Here is a 7113-nt window from a genome sequence, read left to right on the forward strand (position 1 = left end):
CCGCGTTCGGTTATTTGTTTGATGGCCTCAGCTTTGAATTCAGGTGTAAAACGTGGTTTTGCCATGATGCTCTCCTAAAGGTTTATTCTAACTTAAGGAGTGTCTAGTGTTTTAGGGGAAGTCCAGTTGGACTGGTTCACGTGTACGTAAACAGGACGTTATTATCGCTAAAAACTATTTAAGCAATGATGAGATCGATACCCTCAATCGCTTAGTGGTGATATTCCTTGAGCAAGCTGAATTACGACTCAAGCAACAAAAAGAGCTGAGCCTCGACTTCTGGCGTAATAACGTCGACAAGATGCTAGCTTTCAACGACCAGCCTATCCTCGATGGTGCCGGTTCTATAAGCCGTGAGAGTATGCAAAGAGTAGCTCATGAGCGTTATGAGGATTTTGACCGAAAACGTCGTACTTCGGAAGCCAAGGCAGCCGACATGGAAGATCTAATGGAAATCGAGCAATTAGAAAGCGAGCTCAAGCAGCTGGATAAAAAGGACTGATAAGTAAACAACATGACTAATCCAACCAACAATTACACAATTCCAGCGGTTTCGATTACCACTGCGCACACTGGTGCATCCTGCACGTCTAATGCGCTGGGTATGCGTACCATGCAAGAGCGTGCCTTTGCTAAGCGTGGTGAGCAGTATTTGCTGATCAAGTCGCCACCGGCATCGGGTAAGTCACGCGCACTCATGTTTATTGCGTTGGATAAACTCAATAACCAAGGTGTTAAGCAAGCCATCGTTGTAGTGCCTGAACGCTCCATTGGTGGCAGCTTTGCCAATGAGCCATTAACTGATTTCGGCTTTCATTGGGATTGGCACGTCGAGCCGCAGTGGAACTTGTGTAACGCGCCTGGCATTGATGAGCCTCGTGTGGCTAAGTCAAAGGTTGAAGCAGTCAGTAAGTTTTTAGACAGTGATGATCAAGTTCTGATTTGTACTCATGCGACATTCCGCTTTGCGTTTGAAGAGCTTGGTGTTGCAGCCTTTGATAACCGGTTGATTGCTATTGATGAGTTTCATCACGTTTCTGCTAACCCGGATAACAAGCTAGGCAGTCAGCTTGGCGAACTGTTAGAGCGCGATAATGCACACATCGTCGCCATGACCGGCTCTTACTTTCGAGGGGATAGTGAGGCAGTACTCTCGACAGTTGATGAGAGTAAATTTGAGACAGTGACCTATACCTACTACGAGCAGCTGAATGGCTACCGCTGGTTAAAGTCGCTGGATATTGGTTACTTTTTTTATACCAGAACCTACGTCGAGGCCATCGCTAAAGTTCTTGACCCATCACTGAAAACCATTGTTCACATTCCTAACGTTAACGCGCGTGAAAGTCTTAAGGATAAGCAGCGAGAAGTTGACGAGATTATGGGTACGCTGGGTGAATGGCAAGGCGTTGATCCTGATACGGGCTTTCATCTGATCAAAGCTAAAGATGGCCGTATTCTGAAAGTTGCCGATTTGGTTGATGACAGTGATGCTGCCAAGCGCTCGTTTGTTCTTAACGCATTAAAAGATCCTGCAGCCAATAATAACCGTGACCATGTGGATATCATTATCGCACTGGGTATGGCTAAAGAAGGCTTTGATTGGATTTGGTGTGAACATGCTTTGACAGTAGGTTATCGCAGCAGTCTGACTGAAATTGTACAAATTATTGGTCGTGCAACACGTGATGCTGAAGGTAAAGAACGTTCCCGCTTTACTAACCTGATTGCCGAGCCTGCAGCAGAACAGTCAGCGACCTCGGAAGCGGTCAACGATATGCTTAAAGCCATCTCAGCCAGCTTGTTGATGGAGCAAGTGTTATCGCCACGCTATGAGTTCACACCAAAAAATATAGGCCCGCAAGAAGGCTTTGATTACGGCCCTGAAGGCTATCAACCCGGTACGACCAATGCGGGTGTTAACGAAGCAACAGGGCAATGGCATATTGAAATCAATGGCTTAAAAAAGCCAGAAACCCCGGAAGCGACCCGTATCTGTAAAGAAGATTTGAACGAGGTGGTAACCAGCTTTATACAAGATAAAACAGCATTAGAGCGTGGTTTGTTCGACCAAGAGAATACGCTGCCTGAAGAGCTGACCCAGTTGCGTATGGGTAAAATCATCCGCGACCGTTATCCTGAATTGAGTTCAGGCGATCACGAAGCGATTCGCCAACATGCGATCGCGGCAATGAATATTACCCAGCAAGCCAAGATGGCATTAACTGAACCTGGTACAAGTCCTGCTGAGACCACGCTTGGCAGTACGGCTCTGATTGATGGTGTACGTAAGTTTATTAACGTGCGTGAACTGGATATTGATTTGATTGATCGTATTAATCCGTTTGACGCGGCTTACGCGATACTCGGTAAGGCGATGGATGCCAAGTCACTGCAACAAATAGAGGCCATCATTGGTGGTAAAAAAATTAGCATTCCTGAAGATGAAGCCCGAGAGTTAGCGATGCGTGCTCTACAGTTCAAGACTGAGCGTGGTCGATTACCTACTGTTAATTCAGCAGACCCCTGGGAGCAACGTATGGCTGAAGGTGTAGCTGCGTTTGCACGTTACAGAGCGCAAGCCACAGCAGCGCAATCAGAAGGTTAACCCTAATGACAACCATGAATGATGACGAATTATTAGCCGCCCTAGGCGTAGAAGTGACGCCGGTCAAAGTAGTGAAGCGCACGCCACGTGAAGAACGTATTATCGCTGGCTTTGAGGATATTATACGCTTCTATGAAACGCACGGACATGCGCCGCGTAAAGGCTATGACCTCGATATTTTTGAGCGCCTTTATTCTGTACGTCTAGAGCAGATTAGAAAACTACCCGAAGCACACACCTTGCTTGCGGATATCGACTCGCATGGTTTGTTGACAGCTTCTAATGATATTCCTGCAGACATAAACGCTATGGATGCCGACGCCTTGTTAGCAGAGCTTGGCATTGCAGATGCGGAAGCAAGCCAGAATGATATGACGGTGTTGCGTCATGTGCGTTCATCTGCTGAGAAACGAGCTGCAGAAGAAATTGCCCACAGAGAAAAGTGCGAAGACTTTGAGTTATTTGAAGACTTATTTGAGCGGGTAGAACGTGAGCTGAAAAGCGGGTCACGTCAGACACGCCCTTTTGGTAATAACGTCAGCATTGAAGTTGGACACTGGTTTGTTCTGTCTGGGCAAATGGCTTACGTGGCAGAGGAAGGTGAAGACTTTGATTCGCCACAGGGTAAAAAAGATGCACGCTTACGTGTGATTTTTTCCAATGGAACGCAAAGTAACATGCTGCGTTTATCGCTCGTACGTGCGCTGTATAAAGATGAAACGAGCCGGCGTATTACCAGCACGGATATGGGACCATTATTTGGTGACGCTGCAGAAGAGGACGATATTAAAAGTGGCACAATCTACGTGTTACGCAGCCAGTCTAGTCATCCATTTGTAACTGAGCATCGCGAGCTTATTCACAAAATTGGCGTCACCGGTGGCAAGGTCGAAACCCGCATTGCGAATGCTGCAAAAGACGCAACGTACTTATTGGCTGATGTAGAAATAGTAGCAACCTACACGCTGCACAACATCAACCGCACCAAACTAGAAAATATCTTCCACCGTGTTTTTGCTGCCGCACAGCTTGACCTCACTATAGAAGATCGCTTTGGCAACCCTGTAAAGCCGCATGAATGGTTTTTGGTGCCATTGTATGTGATTGATGAAGCTGTAGAGCGGATTCGTGATGGGTCGATTGCGGAAGTGGCATATAGCGCTGAGACGGCTAGGCTTGAGCCTGTGGCCTGATTTTACTTCCCAGTAGTTCTAATGACGTTTTTGTTCGTGTAAAAACGGGCAATTTCAATATTTAACATGTTCAGCCAAAAGCTTTTTCTGGCGAACTCTAAGGAAAGAGTATGATCAGTGAAATCCAAATAAACCCACCGATAGCTACCTACTTGAATCAGGCAAAACTAAACGATCTTAGACCTATCAATTACATCTTTGGCGCGAATGGTACCGGTAAAACAACCATCAGCCGTGTGATTGCCGATGAACAAGGGCACAATCACTGCCAGTTAGTATGGCAAGGTGGTACTTCGCTTGAGCGGATGGTGTACAACCAAGACTTTGTTGATAGAAATTTTAATCAGAATGGCCCATTACAGGGTGTCTTTACCTTGGGTGAGGACCAGGTTGAGGCTGAGCGTGAAATCGCACTCTTACGGCCTGAGATAGATAAGCTCAATGGCCAAATATCAAGCCTTAATAATCAATTAGATGGCGAAGGTAGCCAATTAGGCAAACGTAAAGAACTGGCAGATTTAGAGCCTGCACTACGTGATAAGTGCTGGAAGCAAAAAGAACTCCATGATACTTATTTCAAAGACGCTTATGCCGCAGCTGGTGTTCGGGCTAACAAAGAGCGGTTTAAAGAAAAGGTATTGGCCGAGCAAGTATCAAATACGGCTGAGCTGTTAACACTAGAAGCCTTAAAGAAAAAAGCTGAAACTGTTTTTTCAAGTGATATCGAGCGCGCCCCGCTACTGGGAGACCTTTCAGCTGATGGCCTTGTGGCAGCCGAGAAAAATACTCTGTTGCAAAAAATAATTATAGGGAGCCAAGATGTTGATATTGCAGCGCTGATCAGCGGCTTGGGCAACAGTGACTGGGTAAAACAAGGTCGTAAGTATCACGAGCAACAACCGGAAACTTGCCCTTTCTGTCAGCAGTCGACAGACAAGCAATTTGCAGCCGATCTCGCGGCATTTTTTAGCGAAGCTTATGACAATGACATTCAGTCAATAAAGCAGTTGCGAGATACTTATCAAAGATTAAGTGAGCAGCTGTTAACTACCATCCAGCGCTGTATAGAATTCAATAACTCGTTTTTGAATTTAGAGTTGTTTAACGCGGAAGCTCAGGTGCTTGAGGAAAGGTTAAAAGGTAATCAGGCTCGGTTAGCTAAAAAAATGATGAGCCCAGTCGCAAAGTCGAACTGGAGCCTGTTGAACCATTAATAATGCAGCTGCAGGCTTTGTTGACTGCGGCAGATGAAAAAACTAATGCACATAACCAAACCGTTGCAAATATTGCGTCTGAGAAGCGCACGTTAACTGGGCAAGTATGGCGCTATGTATTGAGTGAGCTAGAAGATGATTTACAAGAGTATGGGGAGAAAAAGAACCGCCTGACACAAGCTATTGAAGGAATGGAAGGAAGCCAGCGGACCAAGCATGAGCGACTTCGCGGGCTACAAGGTCAAATCAAAGAGCTGGAAAAACAAACCACATCCATTCAGCCAACCATTTCAGCAATAAAGGATCTACTAACAAAATTTGGCTTTCATTCTTTTTCCATAGGTGCGAGCGCTGATGGTCAACATTACCGAATAATACGTTCAAATGGGGAAGATGCCAGCCGCTCACTGAGTGAAGGTGAAAAAACGTTTGTCACTTTTTTGTACTTTTACTATCTGATCAAAGGGGCTCAAACCTCATCAGGTATTACGGCCAACCGGGTTGTTGTGTTTGACGATCCGATATCTTCGTTAGACAGTGACATTCTTTACATTGTTAGTAGTCTTATTAAAAACGTGATGGAAGAGGCAAGAGACCCGAATACTCAAATTAAGCAGGTGTTTGTACTCACCCATAACGTCTACTTTCACAAAGAAATTAGTTTCAATAGAAGTAGGTCCGCTGACAGCACTCTTAATGAGGAAAGTTTCTGGCTGGTAAAGAAGCAACAGCATGGATCTATTGTTGAGCGCTGTGAGACTAATCCAATCAAATCAGCTTATGAGTTGCTGTGGGAGGATGTGAAGTCAGCAAATATTTCCAGCATCAGCTTGCAAAATACATTACGCCGCATATTGGAAAACTACTTCACTATGTGGGGTGGAATGGGAAAGGACGAAATCTGCGCACTTTTTGACGGGCGTGAAAAATTAATTTGCCAATCTCTATTTTCCTGGGTCAACGATGGCTCCCATTCGATTCATGATGACCTTTATATCAACCATGGTGAGCAAACTAACGAGGTGTATCTTCGTGTCTTTCGAAACGTCTTCGATAAAGCAGGACAAATCGGTCACTATAATATGATGACTGGAGCAGTATAGAACTATCAGCTTGAGACAGTTCTAGTGGGTTGCCGCTTTGTTAAATGGCAGTTATGGGTATTTAAAAAGTTGCGCTGAATAAAGCTAGAAATTTAACAGTAGCTACGAATATTTGGGCAGCAGTCATTTTTCAAGCTATATTTTTTAGACAAAAACAAGCTGGTCTCTGCTTGGTCTCAACTCGGTCTCAATTAAAAAACAGCGATTTTTGCGACCAAACGGGCGGAGGTCATGACATCCACCCTAGGGACCATTTAAAAATGACCTCTGCTTTTTAGAGACCTGAGAATGGTCTCAGTTCAGGAAAAATCAGCGGCTGTAACATGCTGATTTTAAAGGGAAATGGCGCACTCGGCGGGATTCGAACCCACGACCCCTGCCTTCGGAGGGCAGTACTCTATCCAGCTGAGCTACGAGTGCATTTGAAAAAGTGTAACAGATTTGAAACTTTTTGACCGCTGCCCTAAATCTGGATTTTACCCTTGAGTGTCGCCTTCGGAGGGCAATACTCTATCCAGCTGAGCTACGAGTGCATTTGAAAAAGTGTAACAGATTTGAAGCTTTTTGACCGCCGCCCTAAAATTGGATTTTAGCCTTGAGTGTCGCCTTCGGAGGGCAGTACTCTATCCAGCTGAGCTACGAGTGCGTGGCGCGCATTATACACAAAATGCCTACCGCTGTAAGCATTGAATTCAATAGTGACTTCCGCCCTTCGAAGGCGTTCGAGTCCCGTCGGGTGCGCCATTTCTTTGGTAAAATTTTGCTCTGCATTTCTCATTTCTTATATGACTTGCAGTCTTTTACGGTATTTATTCGTTATTTATAAAACGTACGAGGTCTAATTTCGTCCCCTTTAAGCACTACTTAGTTGACATCCTCCCCGACCTAAAGGACGGGGATTCCTACTGCTAGACGACCATGCCCGGCCGCGAGAATGTTACGTGCCGCGTTGATATCGCGATCGTGGGTGACACCACACCCACTGCACGTCCATT

At 45.4% G+C, this 7113-nt stretch carries 3 protein-coding genes, 1 tRNA gene and 2 pseudogenes; 4 read left to right on the forward strand and 2 right to left on the reverse strand.

What is annotated here, in order from left to right; all coding sequences use genetic code 11:
- Positions 1-133: 133 nt before the first annotated feature.
- The 4 genes and pseudogenes from rhuM to TOI97_RS12915 all read left to right on the forward strand — a co-directional run.
- A pseudogene (rhuM, locus tag TOI97_RS12900) lies at positions 134-502 on the forward strand (RhuM family protein); the annotation flags it as partial.
- A gap of 12 nt (positions 503-514) precedes the next feature.
- The gene (locus TOI97_RS12905; protein ID WP_321554542.1) at positions 515-2608 is read left to right on the forward strand and encodes a DEAD/DEAH box helicase; all 2094 of its coding nucleotides are present in this window, start codon (positions 515-517) and stop codon (positions 2606-2608) included.
- Between the two features lie 5 nt (positions 2609-2613).
- Positions 2614-3801, forward strand: coding sequence for a GIY-YIG nuclease family protein (locus TOI97_RS12910; RefSeq protein ID WP_321554543.1), 1188 nt, complete (start codon positions 2614-2616; stop codon positions 3799-3801).
- Between the two features lie 110 nt (positions 3802-3911).
- Positions 3912-6118: pseudogene (locus TOI97_RS12915) on the forward strand (AAA family ATPase).
- A 343-nt stretch (positions 6119-6461) separates the two neighbouring features.
- Here the strand turns inward: TOI97_RS12915 and TOI97_RS12920 are convergent.
- Both TOI97_RS12920 and TOI97_RS12925 read right to left on the reverse strand, forming a co-directional pair.
- Positions 6462-6538 (reverse strand) — tRNA-Arg (locus TOI97_RS12920).
- Positions 6539-7003: 465 nt separating this feature from the next.
- Positions 7004-7113: zinc ribbon domain-containing protein (locus TOI97_RS12925; RefSeq protein ID WP_321552891.1), on the reverse strand; the 110-nt coding region annotated here is incomplete at its 5' end.

It is taken from the genome of Denitrificimonas halotolerans, from assembly GCF_034259425.1.
GTDB classification, from domain to species: domain Bacteria; phylum Pseudomonadota; class Gammaproteobacteria; order Pseudomonadales; family Pseudomonadaceae; genus Denitrificimonas; species Denitrificimonas halotolerans.